We start from the raw sequence: 18,611 nt of genomic DNA on the forward strand, positions 1-18,611 counted from the left end.
TCCTTTCAGGTCTCCTCAAATCCGCTCGAATTCCCTCAAGGGTCCCGCCTGCCGTTCGCCTATCTCCGCTACATCGCGTGGCGGATGGCGATGTCGTGCGCTCATGCATAATGTTCCTCTGACGCTGGCCTGATCTGGCCGCGTATCGATCACTCGCACCACGGGAGGTTGGCATGGCAACGCTCGAGTACTACTTTGAGGACTTCGCAGTCGGCGACACCTTCGATCTTGGGGAATACACGTTCACGGCTGACGAAATCGTGCATTTCGCCCGTCAGTTCGACCCGCAGCCGTTTCACGTCGACGAAGCGGCCGGACGCGAGTCACATTTCGGCGGACTGGTCGCCAGCGGCTGGCACACGTGCAGCATCATGATGCGGATGAACGTCGACAAGCTGCTGTCCCGCTCGTCGAGCATGGGATCGCCGGGCGTGGAGCAGATCGAATGGCTCAAGCCCGTGCGCCCCGGCGACACGGTAACGGTCACGAGCAGCACGCTTGAAGTGCGCGCGTCGAAGAGCCGTCCCGACCGTGGCATCGTGCGCCAACTGTGGACCGCCACCAATCAGCACGGCGAGGAAGTCTGCCGGTTCCGAGGTACGGGCCTGTATCGAAAGCGCGGCGCCTGAACGGCAACGTCTTTGACGTTGGCCGAAGGCCGCCGGCGCGCTGCAGGAGTGATGCCCAATCGGTGATTCGCAATGCGCCGGCGACGCTGCGTGCTGCCTGTTAGCCTTACCATTGCCAACCGGATTTCACGCGGGGCAACTGTCAACGTTGACAGTTGCCCCTTTGTTTTGCGCGGCTAGTATCGAAGGACCGACATTTCTGATGCGAGAGCCGCCATGGGAAAGCGTACACCGGGCACGAGGGCGACCGACGTCACGACTTTCAAGGTTGCTGTCTGGTCGCCCGATCAACGGCTCTACAACAATGGCCTGTGCCAGGTAATGTTGCAGATCGAAATCATTGCCGACGCGCCCTTGTCTTCGGATGAAATGCGTTCGCTGCACATCATCGACAGTATTTCCAGACTCGAGATACCGGTAGTCGACTCATCCATGCCGGTGGCGCAGGGGAAGTGGGGGGCATCGACGCAGCGGAACCTCTACGATTTCTTTCCGGTCTCGGCGACGAACGAGGGGAGTGTCCCGGTGACATCCGATCCCCCGGTGCCTAACCGGGAGTACTTCCACTTCTACATTCAGACGGCGGACGCCGACGGCACACGCAAACGTCTGGCGGCTGCGATCACCCTGGATAGCGGACGCACTTTTTTCTCCGATGAAGTGAGTGGCAGCGAAGGTCAGGTCGACGTTCTTGCCGTCGGTACCGGCGGGCCGCCCCCGCTTTCGGCATGGGATACGGAGTGGGAGACGCCGGAGAAATTTGCGGTCGCGGGCGGCATCATGGTCACGGTCTATTACCTTGGCCTCACGATGAACGGTGCACGTCGCGAAATTCGCGATATGGAAGTGCTCGACGAGTATGCCAGTGCGTACCGATGGCTCGCCGTGACCTCGCGCACCGGCGCGTTTTGCGGCTTCGCCAAGCCGCCGTCGAGCGACGAGCGCGTTCGTCCCTTCGAATACTCTCAGACACAGTTCATCGGGTCTTACCGCTACGAGCGGAACAACCTGCCGCGAACCGGGTGCGGCGCAGTTGCCTTCATCTCCGATCCTGCGCTGGGGCCTTATCAGGGGGCGGCGCACGGGCCGAGCGTGGCCTATCGATTGCGTGATCAATACGGTACGGAAAACCTGTTGCGGCTGACGATCACGGAACAGTGTGACGCCATGGAGCTCAACCTGGGACTGGAATGATCGACATGTGATCGTCGTGCGTGGTCACGGCGGTGGTGCCTAACGCTGGAAGCCACCACAGGGAGGCTCGATGTCCGAGAATCAGCAGTATCACTCGCAGATGGATAACAGCACCCTGTACTCTGGCGCGCAGAGCTTCCTGAGCTTTCTGGAGAAGGGGGTGGATCCTCGCACCGGCACCTACTCCATCCGGATCTCGATGCCGGAGATTGCCGTCAACGCGTTGGCGGGCCCTGATATCGTGCTCTCCCTGTCCTTCAGCGCCATGCAGAACGTGGACCTTGGTCTGGGCGTCGGCTGGTCCTGGGGAACATCGCGGCTAACGCCGGTAAGCAAGCGCCTCACGCTCTCTAACGGCGAGACGCATCTGGCGGTGCTATCGGTAGACAAGATCGAATTTCCAGACAGGAAATTGCCGACGTTCAAGGCCGAGCGGCTCGAGAATGCGGTGCTGATCACGTTTCGCTCGGGGCGTACCGAACGCCTTGAACGATTCGATCTGAATGACCCGTTATCGCCCTACGTGCCCGTGGAAATTCGCTCGCCGCAGGGGCATACCATGCGTATGGCGTGGACGAGCTTCGAGGGTAATGCGGCCTTGAGTGCGGTGCTCGATCACGACGGTCGCGAACTGCTTCGGGTGTCTCGCGACACGCTCGCGGTGACGATTTCCGTGGCGACGTCCGAAGGGACGATGGCGGCATTCAAGCTCAATCTCTCCGGCGATCTCGTCTCGTCCATTTCGCTGCCGACCCCGGAAAACGCGGCGTGGGTGCTCGGCTATCACGATGGCATTCTGCAGGACGCCAGACGGTCGTCGTTCGAAGTGATCAATCAATGACGGGCTGGGTGCGCTCGCGTCTGGCGAAATGGGTGAGAGGTTCATTGTCGTCGCGCGTGTGTGAAGGGGGCTTCCGAGGCAGAGGTGTCGCGATGAGACGATCAATCGAGTGGATGTGCATTTTCCGAGGTGTTGTACGGCGCGCTGCGGCACTGAGTCTCGGCGTCGCGGGTTGTCTCGTCATGCCGACGGCAGCGCTGGCGCAGCCCGGGGCATCGATTCTGCCGATTGACGCAAGTGCACCGTCCGCGCCGGATGTCGTACAGCCATCGCCCGAGGCCATTGCGGCGCGCATACGGGCGCTCAAGGCTCAGGAAGGCGAAGCGGGCAATCATCCGTTGCCGACGATCGTCATGCGTCGTACGGGCGACGGCAAGCAGTGCTCGTTTTCTGTCCTCGATGGGTCGTATGTGAATTTTCACGACGCCCCATACGGATGCGACGACAACATCTACAACACGTTCGAAGTCATCGGGGCGCACGAAGGCATGCGAATCGAAATCGAAGGCGCCCCGAACTGCAACGGCAGTGAAGCTTACGCCAGCTACATCGTTTCATTCGGCCCAGGGCATGGACCCGTCGGAAACATTGCACCGACGTCTGTTGCCGCCTCCGTGGGAATTCCCGTCGGTCAGATATTGAACGACGGCTCCGGCGTGAGAGCGTTCATTGCCAATGGCTACAAGAGTTCGGGGGCGCCACTACCCAATGCGGTGTCATGTGTGATGGTCAGGACGCTGATGCCGAACGGTCCCTATCGCTACAAGAATCGGGATAGCGGCATGTGCCTGAGAAGCGACGTCGATCGGCCTCCCCCAGCGCAATGCATCGGCCCCGGCGTGTTCTCCTTCTACGAGCTCAACGATTACTGGGGCACGATGGTCCCCTCGGAATCGGTAGCCGACGCCGCCAACCGTAAGTTTCTCAAGGCCAACCTTGGCGACGCAGTGCTTGAGATATCGACGGGCTATGACCCGACGCTGTCGATCAACTACAACTCGACGACGAACTGGCTCAGGACGATTCCCGGCATCTGTGCAACACAGCAGTACGAGCATCCGAACGAAGTGCGCGTCCATGAGTGTCGATTCAACGCCGGCACGCGCATGCAATGGATTCGAGAGCCGCTGCCGGTACGTTAGTCGCGAATGATATGACGTCACGATCTATGGGGTGTTGAGCGCGTTGTGAGCGATGGACTTTTGAGATGGAGGTTCCGGGATGAAGCTGTCGATCAAGGTGATGCACGCTTTTCAAGGCGTTGCCATTCGTGCTGCCGCGCTCGGTTTGAGCATCGCAGGTTGCTTCCTATTTTCTGCGACGGCGCTGGCGCAGCCTGGGGCATCGATTCTGCCGATTGCCGCAAGCGCACCGAATGCGCCGGACGTCGCGCATCCATCGCCCGAGGCCGTTGCGGCGCGCATACGGGAGCTCGATGCGCAGAAGGGGGAACCCGGTAATCGTGCGTTGCCGACGATCGTCATGCGTCGTACGGGTGACGGAAAGCAGTGCACGTTCACCGCGCTCGACGACATGTACGTCAACTTTCATAACGACGAATTCGGCTGCGACGACAATATCTACAACACGTTCGAGGTCGTTGGTGCACATGAGGGCATGGAGATCGATATCGAAGGCTCACCGAACTGCGACGGCCGCGAAGTCTATGCCCGTTACATCGTGTCGTTTGGCCCTGGGAATGGTCCGATCGCCAACATTCCTCCGACCTCTGTCGCGGCCGCTTCCGGTATTCCTGCCGGCCAGATATTGAATGATGGTTCGGGAAAGCGGGCATTCATTGCCAATGGATTTCGAAGTACCGGTGAGTCATTGCCTAACGCAGTATCCTGCGTACGAATCAAGCGTCTGATTCCGAATGGGCCTTATCGCTACAAGAACAAGGAAAGTGGCCTGTGCTTGCGTAGCGACGTCAGTCGGCCATATCCGGCAACGTGCACGGGCCCCGCTGACTTCTCGTTCTACGAACTCAACGATTTCGTGGGATCCATCATCTCTGCGGACTCAGTTACCTCACCGACCCAATTCAGATATCTCCGTATCGATACACTCCCCGATGTGGTCATTCTCTCAACAAGCTATCTCGGGACCGGGACATACCGATACGACACAACGACGAGCTGGTTGAAGACGATCCTGGGCAAATGCGCCACACCGAGCACCATCGATAACCACGTGAATGTCCATGACTGCCAATACGACCAGGGTACGCGCATGCAATGGACCCGTGAGGCGCTGCCGGTACGTTAGCCGTCATCGGCATGTCATCGCGATATCTGGCCGGGATGGCGGCAGAAGTCTGTCCCGGCGCGTGAAGGGACAAGCGAGAACGGCCCGCGTGCGGACGCCGCCGTCAACCGCGCGATGCCGTCTTGCTCAATGCGACAAATCGCTTACTGAGGCCGCAGGCGCGTCGTGCTTGACCTGTTTGATCCCGTCTTCCATTTGCTCGGCGGTGGAGAACATCTGGCTCTGGCCGATGATCTCGCCGTTGCGCGCCTTGAGCACGAAGTAGGGGCGTCCCGAGGTGGACGTCTTGCGCTCGAACCGGTGATCTTCCCCCGAATTCTTGCGAACGGACTCGATGCCGTTCTGCGCCGACGCGCGCGCCTTGTACGTTTCGGAGGAAAGAATGATGTGCCCGCTCTCGCCCAGCAGATGAAAGTGGAATTCACCGTTGGGGCTGCGCTTGAGTTCGAACTTGCCTGACATATGTGGATCTCCCGGATCTTCCAAAAGCCAGCGGCGAGGGACTGCGAACTGCAAGGGGACGACGGCTGTGCACCGCGCCCGAGAATGCGCCTAGATTAGCACCGCCCGCATTTCGGCGATACCGCACTTTGTTTCGAAGTGTAAACCACTTTAAGTGACGTCCGGCCGGATGGCGATCTGCGGCCCAGCGGAAGCGTTGGCGTCCGACGGCACGGTGCGCAGAAGTTCACGCAGCGTGCCATCGTCATGGCAAGGGGAAACCCATTGCCGCCCCCAGATTGACCGGAGGGCGGCGACCGGCAAGCTGCCGTACCGGGTGATTAGCGTCGGGCGTACTGCGTTGCGCCGAAGAGCATTTCGCGCGCTTTGTCGTCCTGAAGCGGCTTGCGGGCGTCGGCGAGCACCTTGATACCGCGTTGCACCGCCGGGCGTGCCTCGATCGCTTCAAACCATTTCTGCACGTTCGGGAAGTCCGAGAGCTCCACGCCCTGATTCTTCCATGAGCGCAGCCACGGCCAGATGGCGATGTCCGCTACGGTGTACATGTCGCCCGCGACATAGGGATGGTTGCCCAGACGCTTGTCGAGCACGCCGTACAGACGTCGCGCTTCGTTCGTGTAGCGCTTGATCGCGTAATCGATCTTCTCCGGAGCGTAGATGCGGAAGTGGTGCGCCTGCCCGAGCATCGGCCCCACACCGCCCATCTGGAACATCAGCCATTCAAGCGTTTCGTACTTGCCTCGGACGTCTTCCGGCAGGAAGCGGCCCGTCTTGCCGGCCAGATACAGCAGGATCGCGCCCGATTCGAACAGGGAGATCGGTTTGCCGTCCGGGCCGTCTTCATCGACGATGGCCGGAATCTTGTTGTTCGGCGAGATGGCGAGAAATTCGTCCTTGAACTGGTCGCCCGCGCCAATGTCGACGGCATGCGCGTGGTAGGCCAGCCCGCACTCTTCGAGCATGATGTGGACCTTGTGGCCGTTGGGCGTGGCCCAGGAATAGACCTGAATCAATTGCGGCTCCTTGTTGGAACGGTAGGGGACGTCGGCGAACGCCATGGAACGATTCGATTCGTCTCGTTCGACAGCGACGCTCGGGCGTCGGTCGACGTCACTCCTTGTCTGGCGCAGCAACGATTGCGCAGGGCGCCCGGCACGGTGACGGCAGCGAAGCACACCGGGGGCGCGAATCGGTCACGTCCCCGGAGAAAACGGCTCGCAAATTACACCACAGAACGTTTTTCCCTGCCGGGCGTGGGGTCAGTGACCGTCGGCGGCATTCGCCGCGTACTTCGCCAGTTCCAGCTTCGCGATAGCGTTGCGATGGACTTCGTCAGGGCCGTCGGCAAAGCGCAGCGTGCGGGCGCTGGCGTAGGCATAAGCCAGCGGGAAGTCCCCGGAGAGCCCCGCCGCACCATGCGCCTGAATCGCCCAGTCAATGACCTGACACGCCATGTTCGGGGCGACGACCTTGATCATGGCAATCTCGGCGCGCGCGGCCTTGTTGCCGACCGTGTCCATCATGTCGGCCGCCTTGAGCGTGAGCAGACGCGCCTGCTCGATCAGGCACCGCGCTTCACCGATGCGCTCGCGGGTGACGCCTTGCGCCGCAATCGGCTTGCCGAACGCTTCGCGTGAGAGCGTGCGGCGGCACATCAACGAAAGGGCGCGCTCCGCCAGGCCGATGAGCCGCATGCAATGGTGGATGCGTCCCGGGCCGAGGCGTCCCTGCGCGATTTCGAAGCCGCGTCCTTCGCCGAGCAGCAGGCTGCTGGCGGGCACGCGAACGTCGTCGAGCACGATCTCCATATGACCATGCGGGGCGTCGTCGTAGCCGAAGACGGTGAGCGGACGCACCCGCGAAACACCTTTCGCGTCCGCCGGAATCAGGATCATCGATTGCTGCGCGTGCTTCGGGGCGTCCGGATCCGTCTTGCCCATCACGATGTAGAGCGCACAGCGGGGGGCGCCTGCGCCCGTGGACCACCACTTGCGACCATTGACGACGTAGTCGTCGCCCTCACGCCGGATGCGGCACTGCACGTTGGTCGCATCGCTCGACGCCACGTCCGGCTCCGTCATCAGGAAGGCGGAACGGATCTCGCCGCGCAGCAGCGGTTCGAGCCATTGCGCTTTCTGTGCGTCGGTGGCGTAGCGCTCCAGCGTTTCCATATTGCCGGTGTCGGGCGCGTTACAGTTGAAGACCTCCGGCGCCCACGGCACCTGTCCCATGATCTCGCACAGCGGCGCGTACTCGACGTTGGTAAGCCCCGCGCCGCGCCCAGAGTCTGGCAGGAACAGGTTCCACAGCCCGGCCTGTTGTGCGAGGGGCTTGAGACGCTCGATGACTTGCGACGGTTGCCACGCGTCGCCGTTGCGCCGCGCGATGTCGATCTCTTCCAGATAGCGCTGCTCGTTCGGAAAGATGTGCTCGTCGAAGAACGAGGACAGGCGCGCACGCAGCGCTTCGACTTTCGGGCTGTAGCTGAAATCCATGAGGTCTCCGTTCAGTGACTGTCTCTACCTTCCGCTCGCTGGGCATATGCCCACGCGAGTTCCGCCATCGGACGCGCCCGTTTGCCCGCGTCCAGCGCCTGTGCGCTGGCGGCGGTGCCGTCGCTTGCACGCTTCATGATGCCTTGCAGGATCGCCGCAATCCGGAACATGTTGTATGCGAGATAGAAGTCCCACTGTGCAGGCGGTACGCTACCCGTGCGCTCGCTGTATCGACGGATGTAGTCGGCATCGTTGGGAATACCGAGCGCTGGCCAGTCGAGTCCCGCAATGCCGCGAAACACGCCGGGACTGACGTGCCACGCCATGCAGTGATAGCTGAAGTCAGCGAGCGGATCACCCAGCGTCGACAACTCCCAATCGAGCACGGCGAGCACGCGTGGTTCGCTCGGATGGAAGATCAGATTGTCGAGACGGAAATCGCCGTGTACGAGGGTCGTGCGCTCCGGGGCGCTTGCCGTGACGGCGGGCAAATGGGCGGGCAGCCAGTCGATGAGCCGGTCCATCGCGTCGATGGTGTCCGTCTCCGACGCCCGGTACTGCTTGCTCCATCGCGCAATCTGACGCGCCATGTAGTCCCCCGGCTTGCCATACGATTCGAGGCCGACGGCGCGATAGTCGACGCGATGCAGCGCGGCGATGACGCGATTCATTTCGTCGTAGATCTCGCTGCGCGCCGTCGACGTCATGCCCGGGAGCGACGGATCCCACAGCACGCGACCGTCCACGAAATCCATCACGTAGAACGCGAGTCCGATCACGCTTTCGTCCTCGCACAGGCCACGCATGCGCGCGACGGGGACGTCGGTGCGAGACAGCGCATCCATCACGCGATACTCGCGCTCGATGGCATGTGCGGACGGGAGAAGTTTGGCCGCCGGGGCGGGTTTGGTGCGTAGCACGTAGGCGGCTGCGGGTGTGGTCAGCCGGTAGGTCGGATTGGACTGTCCGCCGTTGAATTGCGTGATGACGAGCGGGCCGGCGTCACTGTCGTAACCGTCGACGTGGGCGGTCAGCCAGCGTTCGAGCGCCGTGGCGTCGAAGGGAAGGCGATCGCCTAACGTGCGTTCGCCTGCAAATGCGGAAAAGTCCTGTACAAGCTCCTCGGCCATGCTGTCTCCTGCATTTCCGGTGTTGCGTTGATCGAGACGAATTCGTGGGTTTTGCCGGTTACGACGACTTCAGTAGGGCACGGATGCTGAGCGACGGACCGGAATGGTCCGATCCGTGCGCTGACATCAGGACTGACGAGGTTCGCGCGACTCGTGCACGCTTAACGCCCCTGACGTGAACTAAGAAAAGACGCGAAGATTTTCTCCATGACGGTGAGCCGATTGTCACGGTGCAACGGCTGCGGCGGCGCATAGTTCATGAGGCGCACCACCCAGTCTCCAGGCTTGTCGCCGACGTCGAGGGCGTTGATGCACGCGGGCGTCTGTGCGAGCTGACCGAGAAAGAGGCGGCCGTCCGGGTGCATGGCATGCGAGAGAATCGCGCGATTCACGCCGCCGTGCAACACCAGCAGTACCGTGTCCCACGATTTGTCGTCCCGAAGTTCGGTGAGCGGCGGAACCACACGATCGAGCAGCTCACGCACCGACTCGCCATTCATGAAACGCGTGTCCTCGGGCACCAGCCCGTCGAACGCGCTGAGAAAGGCTTGCGCCAGTTCGGCGGGTGGCAGATGCGAGATGCTACCGGCGCGAATCTCCTGCCAGCAGGTCCACGTCTCGATATCGATGTGTTGTCCTGTCTCGGCAAGAACCCGTTCCGCCGTCTCGCGCGTGCGCGGCAGACCGCTGACGATCACGCGATCGAAGCGGATGTGCTCGGCGGCGAAGGCACGTCCGGCAGCGGTGGCTTGCGTGCGGCCCAGCGCATTGAGCGGGACGGTATCGGCATCGATCGGTTTGCCGCTGTCGTCGAAGTAGGTGACGTCGCCGTGACGCATCAGATAGATGCGGCGGCGCTGCGGCAGGGTGAACGCCAGCGGACCGGCGGCGGGGCCGAGATGGCCGAGTGAGCTCATGCGGAAATTCTCCTGAACGTGGGGCAGCCGTCAGCGTACCTTGGCGTAGTGCGGCGTGCCTGGCAGTGACCGATGGCGCGCGTCCCAATGCGACAACCCGCCGGACTCGCCAGTGCGTAGGAAGCACATGCCGGCTGAACGGAACGCGTCATGCATGCCGTTCAGCCGACGAGCGATCAGGTGTATTGTGCCGGACGTTTCTCGAGGAAGGCGCTGATCCCTTCCAGACCATCTGCATGATGCAGCGATGCCACGAAGTTATCGCGCTCGGCACCGAGTTGCGACGTCAGCGTCTCGCTCGCGCCGCTCTCGACGAGCGCCTTGATACGGCCCACGGCATTCGGCGACAACTGGGCGAGATCCGTCGCCCAGTTCAGGGCTTCCGCGCGGGCCTGACCCGGCGCGACGACACGATTGACGAGTCCGGCCGCTGCCAGACGCGCGGCTGTCACCGGCTTGCCCTCGAGCAGGATCTCCGTGGCGAGCGGGCGGGGCAGTGCCTGCGACAGGAACCACGAGCCACCGCCGTCCGGCGTGAGGCCGACCTTGACGTACGCCATCACGAATTTCGCGTTGTCTGCCGCGACCAGCAGGTCGCACGCCAGCGCCAGCGAGAAGCCGGCACCGGCCGCTGCGCCTTCGACGGCAGCGATGATCGGCTTCGGGCAGGCACGCAAGGCTTCGATCCACTCGGCCAGCGCATCGATACTCGCGGCCTGCACGGACGGGTCTTTCTGGCGGTTTTCCAGCAGACGGTTCAGGTTGCCTCCGGCGCAGAAGAAGTTGTCGGCACCGGTGAGCACCACGGCACGCACCGAGGCGTCGCGCTCGGCGGTGGCCAGTGCCTCGACCCCGGCGGCGTACATGTCCGGATGCAGGGCGTTGCGGGCACCGGGGTTGGAGAGCGTCAGGACCAGCGTGTGGTCGACGCGTTCGGCAAGCAGTTCAGCGGCCATGAGCGGGTCTCCGGATCACTGTTCGTCGGTGAGCAGCGACACGCCGAGCTGCGCGCGGCGCGTGAGCCACGGCGACGGGCGATAGCGCTGGTCGCCATAGAACGATTGCAGGTTGCGCAGCACGGTGAGCAACTGACGCGCCCCGACAGCGTCGCCGAGCGCGAGCGGCCCCTTGGCGTAGCCGAGGCCCAGCGTGACGGCGCGGTCGATGTCGCCCGGCGTCGCAATGCGTTGCTGTGCGATGTCAGCGCCGATGTTCACGATGGTGGCGATGACACGCTGCGCGACGAAGCCGGCCGAGTCCCGGATCACCGTCACCGGCGTGCCGCCCTGCGCGAACAGTGCGTGGGCGGCGTTGCGTGCATCCACCGTGGTGACCGGTGTGGTCATCAGCGTGTGACGCTTCGCGCCCGCGAGCGGCAACAGCGTGTCCACGGCAACGGTGCGCGTGGCGTCCAGGCCTTGCTCGACAGCGCAGGTCGTCGCATCGAGACCGAGCGGCGTGACGACGATCAGCGCCGTCTCCGACGGCTTGTCGCCGCTTTCGATGGTCACCCCCGTCGCACCGAGCAGTTCGACCACGGCGGCGAAGCCGCGTGTGTCGGCGCGGCTGACCCAGACGCTCGCCGGCAGCGTGTCCGGCACCGGTGCTTCGGGCGGCACCTGTTGTTTGCCATCGACGTAGCGGTAAAAGCCTTCACCGACCTTACGTCCCAGCAGGCCACCGGCGAAGCGCACTGCGGTGATCGGCGACGGGCGGAAGCGGGCTTCCTCGTAGAACTGGTGATAGATCGATTCCATCACGGGATGCGAGACGTCGAGGGCCGTCAGATCGAGCAACTCGAACGTGCCGAGACGGAAACCTGCCTGCTCGCGCAGGATGCGGTCGATGTCGGCAAAGCTCGCGATGCCTTCGCTCGCCACGCGCAGCCCTTCGGTGTTCATGCCGCGACCGGCATGGTTGACGATGAAACCGGGCATGTCCTTGCAGCGCACGGCCGTGTGACCCATGCGCTGGCCGAGGGCGAGCAGGGCGTCGCCGACTTCCGGGGCGGTGCGCAGGCCGTCGATGACTTCGACCACCTTCATGAGCGGCACCGGGTTGAAGAAGTGATACCCGGCGACGCGCTCCGGGCGCTCGCACGCCGCAGCAATCGCCGTGATCGACAGCGACGAGGTGTTCGACGCCAGAATCGCATCGGCAGCGACAATGCCTTCGAGCGAGCGGAACAGGTCGCGCTTGATCTCAAGCTTCTCGATGATGGCCTCGACGACTAGTTGGCAGTCGGCCAGATCCTCCAGCGCGTTGCAGGCCTGCAGGCGGCCCATCGTCGCGTCGACGCTCGATGCCTCGATCTTGCCCTTGGCCGCCAGCTTGTCCAGCGTGTCACGCAAAGCGTCCAGCGCGGCTTGTACGGCCTTGGCGTTGGTGTCGTAGAGCTTGACGCGCAGACCGGCTTGCGCGGCGATCTGGGCGATGCCACGACCCATGGCGCCGGCACCGACGATGCCGAGGACTTCGATGACGGGGCGCGGGGTGATCGGGGCGGCAGGCGCAGCGGAAGAGGGGGATGCAGTCATTCGGCGTGTCTCGAAGTTGGGGTCGATGGTCGTCGACCGATATCGTTTTGATGGTGCGCGGCATCTCGCGGATCTCCGCAGGACGGCATGCAAGCCCGCCCGCCTGAAGGCCCGCAGCTCGATGCCGTCGACGTGACTCGTCATTCTATCGTCCGACCGGTCGGTCGGGAAATGAATTTCCTGCCGAGTTGCCGGGCGATGCAAACCGATGCCCAAATCGCGCTGCGGCTATTGTCGCCGATCTCGTCGCCGTTGCCAGCGATTGTTCCGCTGAGCGGTCAGGGCAAGGGAGAGGGCGAGCATCTGGGGCGCGATGGAGTGCCATAGGGCATGACACCGAAATTCGGGACGGTGGCGGTTGAATTCCGCTCACGAACCGTTGTGCAGTGACGGTACACTTCCGGTACCCGGCGCTCGCCAGTCGGTCACCGACGGGCGGGCAAACGCGGGCCTACTCACATGGGAGACATCATGTTGAAGCTGTACGGCTTTCCAGTCAGCAACTATTACAACAAGGTTAAGGTTGTGCTGTACGAGAAGGGGCTGCCCTTCGAAGAATCCGAATCCATCCCGTGCCAGGACGAGCCGCTGCTGCAATGCTCGCCGCTGGGCAAGGTGCCGTATCTGCAAACGGAGAAAGGCTTTCTGGCCGAGTCGCAGGTGATCTGCGATTTCCTGGAAGTGACGCATCCGACGCCGGCGCTGTTTTCTGCCGATCCGTGGCGGCAGGCAAAAGAGCGCGAACTCCTCACGATGGTGGAGTTGCATCTGGAGCTGGTGGTGCGCGAGATCTACTCGCAGGCGTTCTTTGGCGGCACGGTGTCGGAAGGCACGCGCAATCGCACCGAGAAGCTGCTGCGCCGGAACATCGTGGCGTTCAAGCGTCTGGCAAAATTCGCACCGTTCGTGGCGGGCGAAACGTTCACGATGGTCGACATCGCCGCGGGCATCCATCTGCCGATTCTCGGCATGGCCACGCAAGCCGTGTATGGCGAAGACTTCCTGAACGCGGCAGGCATCGACTGGAAAGCCTACGGCAAGATGCTCTCGGAGCGCGAGTCGTTCCAGCGCATGCGTGCCGAGCAGAAGGCTTATCAGCAGGCACAACAGGCCAAGAAGGCAGGTTGAGCCCGGGTGAGCCCAGGTTGAGCTCAATCGGCGCCGGGGGCGGCGCCGATTGCCGTCAGGTCAGACCTTGGCGAGACGCTTCAGGGCTTCACGCAGCGTGTCGTCCTGCTTGGCGAAGCAGAAGCGCACCACGCCCGACTCGTGCGGCTGGTGATAGAACGCGGAGACCGGGATCGCCGCAACGCCGATCTCGCCCGTCAGCCAAAGCGCGAAGTCGGCTTCGCTCATGTCGCTGATCGCGCTGTAATCCACGCATTGGAAGTAGGTGCCTTCGCATGGCAGCAGCTTGAAGCGGGTGCCCGCGAGACCTTCACGAAACAGGTCGCGCTTCTTCTGATAGAAACCTGCGAGTTCCAGATAAGGCGCAGGGTCACGCATGTAGTCGGCCAGACCGACCTGCATCGGCGTGTTGACCGTGAACACGTTGAACTGATGCACCTTCCGGAATTCGGCGGACAGCGATGCGGGCGCCGCGACGAAACCGACCTTCCAGCCCGTCACGTGATACGTCTTGCCGAAGCTCGACACGATGAAGCTACGGCGCGCGAGTTCGGGGTGACGCGCCACGCTCTCATGACGCTTGCCGTCGTACACCATGTGTTCGTAGACCTCGTCCGAGATCAGCAGGATGTCGGTGCCTGCCACGATGTCGGCCAGCTTCGTGAGGTCCTGCTCATGCCACACGGTGCCGCTCGGATTGTGCGGCGTGTTGAACAGGATCAGGCGCGTACGCGGTGTGATGGCAGCGGCCAGCTTGTCGAACGGAATCCGGAACTCGGGGGCCTCGAGGGTAATGAACACCGGCTTGCCGCCAGCCAGCTCGATCGACGGGACATAGCTGTCGTACGTTGGCTCGAACACAATGACTTCGTCGCCCGGATGCACCGTGGCGAGAATTGCCGTCAGCAGGGCCTGCGTGGCCCCGGCCGTCACCGTGATTTCCGTGTTCCAGTCGTACGCCTGGCCATAGAGCTTGCCGATCTTGGCGGCAATGGCCTGACGCAGCGCGGGCACGCCGGCCATCGGGGGGTACTGGTTGTGGTCTTCGCGCATGGCGCGCGAGACGGCGTCGACGATCTTCGGATCGCACGGGAAGTCGGGGAAGCCTTGCCCGAGGTTCACCGCCTGCTTCTCGGCAGCCAGCGCCGACATGACGGTGAAGATGGTCGTGCCGACGTTCGGCAGGCGCGACGCGAGCGGCGGGGCAACCAGCGCAGGCGTGGTGGATCCAGTGTGAGGCGCGTTCATGTTGGCAATCAACGATGCAGTGATCAGGCCGCCATTCTAACGCCGTCGCGCCACCGCTGCGGGCCGTCCATGGTCAGGGCACCTGCGATTTCGGACTATCGATAGGCCGTCCGCCGGTATTTTCTTAGCGGGCTTTCGGACGTGTCCCCATTCACCGACCCTCAATGACCATCAACGACGATCAGAGCCCGGCAACGACCAGCAGCGACGTGAAGGCGCTCGCCGTCAGAATCCGGAAGCCGAACTGACGCGCCACGCGGCTGCGCAGCTTGAGCACGGCCTTGTCCTTGCTGACGAGCCAGTGCGCATGCCCGTCGCGGGCGGCTTCGAGGAACTTCTGATCGTCGCGGTCGCGGCACAGCGGGAGTTGCGCGGGCACAGGGGCGTCTTCGGGGACGACGATGCGGTGCGTGTGGGTGTCGACCCAGACCAGCGCGGCGTCGTTGTCGATCTCACGCGAGGCAAATTGCGGGTACGTGAGGACGATGGCCAGCTCGTCGCGGCAGCGCGGCGCCATCAGTGCGGTGAGGCGGCGCTCGACGATGGCGTCGCGCACCGGGCGCGCCACCGGATCGTCGAAGACGAGCAAATCGATCCACACATTGGTGTCGAGAACCACACGCGGTGGCGTGGCGAGAGTGTCGAGATGCTCGGCGAAGGCCCGATCAGCGGGCGTGGCAACAGCGTTTTGAAGCATTGGATAGAATGACGGTTTCTCGTTAGTTTCTTGATCAAGCAGGAACGCTGCACCCGATATGATAATTGTTCTCTCGCCGGCCAAATCGCTCGACTACGAAACGCCGCCTCACGTGAGCACGCACACCGTGCCGCAGTTCGTGGACGACGCTGCCGAACTGATCGAAGGTCTGCGTGAACTGAGCCCGGCACAGGTCGGCTCGCTCATGAGCATTTCCGATCAACTCGCCGCGCTGAACGCCACGCGCTACGCCGAGTGGTCGCCGCGCTTCGACACTACCAACGCCAAGCAGGCTGTACTCGCCTTCAATGGCGACGTCTACGAGGGTCTTTCCGCCCGCACGCTCGACGCCCGCCAGCTCGAATTCGCCCAGAAGCACCTGCGCATTCTGTCGGGCCTTTACGGCGTGCTGCGCCCGCTCGATCTGCTGCAACCGTACCGTCTCGAGATGGGCACGCGCTTCGTGAACAAACGCGGCCGTGATCTCTACGCATTCTGGGGTGAGCGTGTGACGCAGACGATCAACGCGTCGCTCGCCGAGCATGGCGAGACGCGCCGTGTGCTGGTCAATCTCGCGTCGGAAGAGTACTTCAAGGTCGTCAAGCGCCGTCTGGTCGAAGCGCCGGTGATTACGCCGGTGTTCGAGGACTGGAAGAGCGGCAAGTACAAGATCATCAGCTTTTACGCCAAGCGCGCGCGCGGTCTGATGGCCCGTTACGCCATCGAGCGCGGCGTGACCGACGTGCAGCAACTCAAGGCCTTCGACACCGAAGGGTATGCGTTCGACGACAGCGTTTCGAACGATTCGCTGTGGGTTTTCCGTCGCCGCGTGGCCTGACGCCCGCCCATAGCCCCGGGTAACGTCCCGGGGCTTTTCTTTTTCGCCAGCGAGACTCGCCATGACCGTACGCATCAGCAGCCAGTTCGACAGCGGCGCTATTCAGGTAGTGAGCGCCGAGCGCGCCGACGACATCCATGTTCGCATTGCGCCGGACGGCGCCGCCGAATTCGCGCAGTGGTTCCATTTTTGTGTGCAGGGCGTGAAGGGCGTGCCGTGCCGCATCGTGTTCGATAACGCCGGGCAGACGTCCTATCCGCGTGGCTGGGAAAACTATCGTGCCGTGGCGTCCTACGACCGGGTGACGTGGTTCCGTGTGCCGACGTCGTATGACGGGCAGGTCATGACGGTGGCCTTCACGCCCGCCCACGACAGCGTGTATCTGGCGTACTTCGAGCCGTATGGGGAGGAGCGTCATCTGGCGTTGCTGGGCACTTCGCAAAATTCGCCGCTGGTGCGTTCGCGCTCGCTGGGGCAGACCGTCGACGGTCGCGACATGACGTTGCTCACGGTGGGCGAGCCGCGTGCCGGCAAGCGCCGCATCTGGGTGATCGCGCGGCAGCATCCGGGGGAGACGATGGCGGAGTGGTTCGTCGAAGGCATGCTGCGTCGTCTGCTCGGCGCGGGTGACTGGGCGGGCGATCCGCTCGCGCCGGCCTTGCTCGACGACGCGGTGTTCTACGTCGTGCCGAACATGAATCCCGACGGGTCGTCGCGCGGCAACCTGCGCACGAACGCGACCGGCGCGAACCTCAATCGCGAGTGGGCAGCGCCCGATCTCGTGCGCAGTCCCGAGGTGTATCACGTGCGCGCCGCCATCGAGGCGACCGGCTGCGACATGTTCTTCGACGTCCATGGCGACGAGGCCCTGCCTTACGTATTTCTCGCGGGCAACGACGGTGTCGAATGGGGCACGGATGCCGTGCTCGCGCGCGAGAAAGCCTTCGGCGAACGTCTGAAAGCGGCGAGCCTCGACTTTCAGGACAAGTTCGGCTATCCGCCGGGCAAGCACGGTCCCGAGTCGCTGAAGCTGGCCTCGAAATGGATCGCGCACCGTTTCGGCTGCCTGTCGCTCACGCTCGAAATGCCGTTCAAGGACAACGCGAACCGCCCCGATCCGCAAGTCGGATGGAGCGGGGCGCGCAGTGCTGCGTTGGGCGCGTCGATGCTTGCCGCGATCTGGGCGCAGCTACAGGCCGATCAGGCCTGAATGGAGATGTCGCATGCAGGCACGCCGTGATGGGGCCTGCGCGTCGCCCTGATGGATGTCGTCGCGTCGTAATGGCTGTCACGTCGGTCGTCACGTCGGACGTCAGAGCGAAAGGCTACGCACGCGACAACGCACGACGCGCAATGCGTCGTGCGTCATACCGCAACCCGCGATCGTCCGACGATCAGTTCTTCTTTTTCGTCGTGCTCTTTTTCGCGGTGCTCGACTTCGTTGTCGACTTGCTTCCCGACGATTTTGCCGTCGTGGTGCGCTTGCCTGACTTCGCCGTGGCGTGCGATGCCTTGCCGCGCGTGTTGCTGCGCGTTGCGCGCTTCACGGGCTGCTCCACCTGCGAGAGCGGCGAGGTGTAATCGAAGCCCATCATGCGGCCATCGGCGTAGCCACAGCGAATGTGGATGTTGTCGGTCTGACCGGACGTGCGCTTGCCGACGCCGTCGAGCTCCACCATCTGCGTGACGTCGACACGTTGCTTGCGATCGTCGAACGGACCGTTCCACGGTTCGACTTTCGCGTGCCCCGAATCGAGCGCCGTCTCGCCGTATTCCACACTCTCGTAACCGGGCAGCGTAGCGACGACGAAACTCGCGTGCGCAGCGCAATCGGCCACCAGCGGATCCGCGTGACGGGTGTTGATGAATTGCTCGACCAGCGTGCGATGCTGTTCGAGCGTGAAGGCCTGTGCCGGGGCAGTGAAGCCCGACAGGCAGAGCGGCGCAGCGACCGCGGCGATGCCGGCGACCTGGCGCACGGCTCGCATCACGACGCCTGCGGCGCGTTGAAAAAATCGATTCGACATTGCTTGACGTAATCTCGGGGGCTGACAGACCGTTCAGGCTGTTCGCATGAACCGGCCCTGAGTATTGCTGAGCAATGCGGGCATGCGACGACTCATTTCACGAATCGCTCGCACACACCGCTCGCGAAGAAGCTTGACCGCATTTTGAAAGACAGCGGCGAAGCGGCATCCATCTTAACCGAAAAAAAGCCGCTGACGCC

At 63.1% G+C, this 18,611-nt stretch carries 18 protein-coding genes; 8 read left to right on the forward strand and 10 right to left on the reverse strand.

Going from position 1 to position 18,611, the window contains the following annotated elements; translation table 11 throughout:
• The first annotated feature begins 173 nt into the window (after positions 1–173).
• The 5 genes from A9762_RS27095 (at position 174) to A9762_RS27115 (ending at position 4,932) form a co-directional block, all read left to right on the forward strand.
• A complete protein-coding gene (locus A9762_RS27095) occupies positions 174–629 on the forward strand; it encodes a MaoC family dehydratase (protein ID WP_069345057.1) in 456 nt (151 codons plus the stop codon).
• A 216-nt stretch (positions 630–845) separates the two neighbouring features.
• Positions 846–1,823: a hypothetical protein gene (locus tag A9762_RS27100; RefSeq protein WP_069345058.1), complete on the forward strand. Its 978-nt coding sequence runs from the start codon at positions 846–848 to the stop codon at positions 1,821–1,823.
• 70 nt (positions 1,824–1,893) lie between these two features.
• Positions 1,894–2,664 (forward strand): hypothetical protein, encoded by a 771-nt coding sequence (locus tag A9762_RS27105; protein WP_069345059.1) that lies wholly within the window; start codon positions 1,894–1,896, stop codon positions 2,662–2,664.
• 92 nt (positions 2,665–2,756) lie between these two features.
• A complete protein-coding gene (locus A9762_RS27110) occupies positions 2,757–3,806 on the forward strand; it encodes a hypothetical protein (RefSeq protein WP_139133426.1) in 1,050 nt (349 codons plus the stop codon).
• Between the two features lie 79 nt (positions 3,807–3,885).
• Positions 3,886–4,932, forward strand: coding sequence for a hypothetical protein (locus tag A9762_RS27115; protein ID WP_069345061.1), 1,047 nt, complete (start codon positions 3,886–3,888; stop codon positions 4,930–4,932).
• Positions 4,933–5,058: 126 nt separating this feature from the next.
• Here the strand turns inward: A9762_RS27115 and A9762_RS27120 are convergent, their stop codons facing one another.
• From A9762_RS27120 to A9762_RS27150, 7 genes are all read right to left on the reverse strand, one after another.
• Positions 5,059–5,394 (reverse strand): YegP family protein, encoded by a 336-nt coding sequence (locus A9762_RS27120; protein WP_069345062.1) that lies wholly within the window; start codon positions 5,392–5,394, stop codon positions 5,059–5,061.
• A 320-nt stretch (positions 5,395–5,714) separates the two neighbouring features.
• Complete coding sequence (locus A9762_RS27125; RefSeq protein WP_069345162.1) at positions 5,715–6,407, reverse strand: glutathione binding-like protein; 693 nt, start codon at positions 6,405–6,407, stop codon at positions 5,715–5,717.
• Positions 6,408–6,653: 246 nt separating this feature from the next.
• Complete coding sequence (locus tag A9762_RS27130) at positions 6,654–7,889, reverse strand: acyl-CoA dehydrogenase family protein (RefSeq protein ID WP_069345063.1); 1,236 nt, start codon at positions 7,887–7,889, stop codon at positions 6,654–6,656.
• A gap of 11 nt (positions 7,890–7,900) precedes the next feature.
• Positions 7,901–9,019: a phosphotransferase gene (locus A9762_RS27135; RefSeq protein WP_069345064.1), complete on the reverse strand. Its 1,119-nt coding sequence runs from the start codon at positions 9,017–9,019 to the stop codon at positions 7,901–7,903.
• Between the two features lie 161 nt (positions 9,020–9,180).
• Entirely contained in the window at positions 9,181–9,936 is a 756-nt protein-coding gene (locus tag A9762_RS27140) for a histidine phosphatase family protein (RefSeq protein WP_069345065.1), read from the reverse strand.
• 176 nt (positions 9,937–10,112) lie between these two features.
• Positions 10,113–10,892, reverse strand: coding sequence for an oxepin-CoA hydrolase, alternative type (locus A9762_RS27145; protein ID WP_069345066.1), 780 nt, complete (start codon positions 10,890–10,892; stop codon positions 10,113–10,115).
• Positions 10,893–10,907: 15 nt separating this feature from the next.
• Positions 10,908–12,473: a 3-hydroxyacyl-CoA dehydrogenase gene (locus A9762_RS27150; RefSeq protein WP_069345067.1), complete on the reverse strand. Its 1,566-nt coding sequence runs from the start codon at positions 12,471–12,473 to the stop codon at positions 10,908–10,910.
• 471 nt (positions 12,474–12,944) lie between these two features.
• Between A9762_RS27150 and A9762_RS27160 the strand changes: the two genes are divergently transcribed.
• Positions 12,945–13,601 (forward strand): glutathione S-transferase, encoded by a 657-nt coding sequence (locus tag A9762_RS27160; protein ID WP_069345163.1) that lies wholly within the window; start codon positions 12,945–12,947, stop codon positions 13,599–13,601.
• A gap of 60 nt (positions 13,602–13,661) precedes the next feature.
• Here the strand turns inward: A9762_RS27160 and A9762_RS27165 are convergent, their stop codons facing one another.
• Both A9762_RS27165 and A9762_RS27170 read right to left on the reverse strand, forming a co-directional pair.
• Entirely contained in the window at positions 13,662–14,849 is a 1,188-nt protein-coding gene (locus A9762_RS27165) for a pyridoxal phosphate-dependent aminotransferase (RefSeq protein WP_069345069.1), read from the reverse strand.
• A gap of 181 nt (positions 14,850–15,030) precedes the next feature.
• Complete coding sequence (locus A9762_RS27170; protein WP_083254330.1) at positions 15,031–15,546, reverse strand: putative toxin-antitoxin system toxin component, PIN family; 516 nt, start codon at positions 15,544–15,546, stop codon at positions 15,031–15,033.
• 58 nt (positions 15,547–15,604) lie between these two features.
• Here A9762_RS27170 and yaaA point away from each other — a divergent pair, with 58 nt between their 5' ends.
• Positions 15,605–16,384, forward strand: a complete 780-nt coding sequence (gene yaaA, locus A9762_RS27175) for a peroxide stress protein YaaA (protein ID WP_069345070.1) — start codon at positions 15,605–15,607, stop codon at positions 16,382–16,384.
• Between the two features lie 61 nt (positions 16,385–16,445).
• Positions 16,446–17,594, forward strand: a complete 1,149-nt coding sequence (locus tag A9762_RS27180) for a M14-type cytosolic carboxypeptidase (RefSeq protein ID WP_069345071.1) — start codon at positions 16,446–16,448, stop codon at positions 17,592–17,594.
• 184 nt (positions 17,595–17,778) lie between these two features.
• Here the strand turns inward: A9762_RS27180 and A9762_RS27185 are convergent, their stop codons facing one another.
• The gene (locus tag A9762_RS27185) at positions 17,779–18,372 is read right to left on the reverse strand and encodes a BspC domain-containing protein (protein WP_069345165.1); all 594 of its coding nucleotides are present in this window, start codon (positions 18,370–18,372) and stop codon (positions 17,779–17,781) included.
• Positions 18,373–18,611 lie beyond the last annotated feature (239 nt).

The organism is Pandoraea sp. ISTKB (genome assembly GCF_001721285.1).
Classification (GTDB): Bacteria; Pseudomonadota; Gammaproteobacteria; order Burkholderiales; family Burkholderiaceae; genus Pandoraea; species Pandoraea capi.

What these genes read in the sequence shown, in the direction of transcription:
- A9762_RS27095 (WP_069345057.1), top strand. Translation starts at nt 174, where the DNA reads ATGGCAACGCTCGAGTACTACTTTGAGGACTTCGCAGTCGGCGACACC.
- A9762_RS27100 (WP_069345058.1), top strand. Translation starts at nt 846, where the DNA reads ATGGGAAAGCGTACACCGGGCACGAGGGCGACCGACGTCACGACTTTC.
- A9762_RS27105 (WP_069345059.1), top strand. Translation starts at nt 1,894, where the DNA reads ATGTCCGAGAATCAGCAGTATCACTCGCAGATGGATAACAGCACCCTG.
- A9762_RS27110 (WP_139133426.1), top strand. Translation starts at nt 2,757, where the DNA reads ATGAGACGATCAATCGAGTGGATGTGCATTTTCCGAGGTGTTGTACGG.
- A9762_RS27115 (WP_069345061.1), top strand. Translation starts at nt 3,886, where the DNA reads ATGAAGCTGTCGATCAAGGTGATGCACGCTTTTCAAGGCGTTGCCATT.
- A9762_RS27120 (WP_069345062.1), bottom strand. Translation starts at nt 5,394, where the DNA reads ATGTCAGGCAAGTTCGAACTCAAGCGCAGCCCCAACGGTGAATTCCAC.
- A9762_RS27130 (WP_069345063.1), bottom strand. Translation starts at nt 7,889, where the DNA reads ATGGATTTCAGCTACAGCCCGAAAGTCGAAGCGCTGCGTGCGCGCCTG.
- A9762_RS27135 (WP_069345064.1), bottom strand. Translation starts at nt 9,019, where the DNA reads ATGGCCGAGGAGCTTGTACAGGACTTTTCCGCATTTGCAGGCGAACGC.
- A9762_RS27140 (WP_069345065.1), bottom strand. Translation starts at nt 9,936, where the DNA reads ATGAGCTCACTCGGCCATCTCGGCCCCGCCGCCGGTCCGCTGGCGTTC.
- A9762_RS27145 (WP_069345066.1), bottom strand. Translation starts at nt 10,892, where the DNA reads ATGGCCGCTGAACTGCTTGCCGAACGCGTCGACCACACGCTGGTCCTG.
- A9762_RS27150 (WP_069345067.1), bottom strand. Translation starts at nt 12,473, where the DNA reads ATGACTGCATCCCCCTCTTCCGCTGCGCCTGCCGCCCCGATCACCCCG.
- A9762_RS27160 (WP_069345163.1), top strand. Translation starts at nt 12,945, where the DNA reads ATGTTGAAGCTGTACGGCTTTCCAGTCAGCAACTATTACAACAAGGTT.
- A9762_RS27165 (WP_069345069.1), bottom strand. Translation starts at nt 14,849, where the DNA reads ATGAACGCGCCTCACACTGGATCCACCACGCCTGCGCTGGTTGCCCCG.
- A9762_RS27170 (WP_083254330.1), bottom strand. Translation starts at nt 15,546, where the DNA reads ATGCTTCAAAACGCTGTTGCCACGCCCGCTGATCGGGCCTTCGCCGAG.
- yaaA (WP_069345070.1), top strand. Translation starts at nt 15,605, where the DNA reads ATGATAATTGTTCTCTCGCCGGCCAAATCGCTCGACTACGAAACGCCG.
- A9762_RS27180 (WP_069345071.1), top strand. Translation starts at nt 16,446, where the DNA reads ATGACCGTACGCATCAGCAGCCAGTTCGACAGCGGCGCTATTCAGGTA.
- A9762_RS27185 (WP_069345165.1), bottom strand. Translation starts at nt 18,372, where the DNA reads ATGCGAGCCGTGCGCCAGGTCGCCGGCATCGCCGCGGTCGCTGCGCCG.